This is a genomic window from Mesorhizobium sp. M2E.F.Ca.ET.209.01.1.1, from assembly GCF_004010375.2.
In the GTDB taxonomy this organism is placed as follows: domain Bacteria; phylum Pseudomonadota; class Alphaproteobacteria; order Rhizobiales; family Rhizobiaceae; genus Mesorhizobium.
In genome coordinates this window covers 1-321 of the sequence record NZ_SADP02000793.1, presented here as the reverse complement: position 1 = coordinate 321, position 321 = coordinate 1, and the positions used below count along the sequence as shown (strand labels likewise).

Annotated in this window: 1 pseudogene; it reads left to right on the top strand. The window is 59.8% G+C overall.

From position 1 onward, the window contains the following. Positions 1–193, top strand: a pseudogene (locus EN852_RS37930) (glutathione-dependent disulfide-bond oxidoreductase); the annotation flags it as partial. Positions 194–321 lie beyond the last annotated feature (128 nt).

The window sequence follows — 321 nt, the reverse complement described above, 5'->3', positions numbered from 1 at the left end:
TTCCGGGGAGTTCCTGTCGGTGCAGGACTACAAGAACGTGCAGCGCTGGGCGAAAGCGATCGATGAACGCCCCGCGGTAAAGCGCGGCCGCATGGTCAACCGCGCCTTCGGCGAACCGGCCATACAGTTGCACGAGCGCCATGATGCCAGCGACTTCGACACCAGGACGCAGGACAAGCTGGCCGCCGAGTAGATTTCAGGGTAGCTGTGCCCGACGTAAAAAAGCCCATCACCGACTTAAATCGGTGATGGGCTTTTTGCCTGATGCGTGAGACGGATCAGTGAAGGACTTCAACGATCTGACGGGTGTCGGGGTCCACC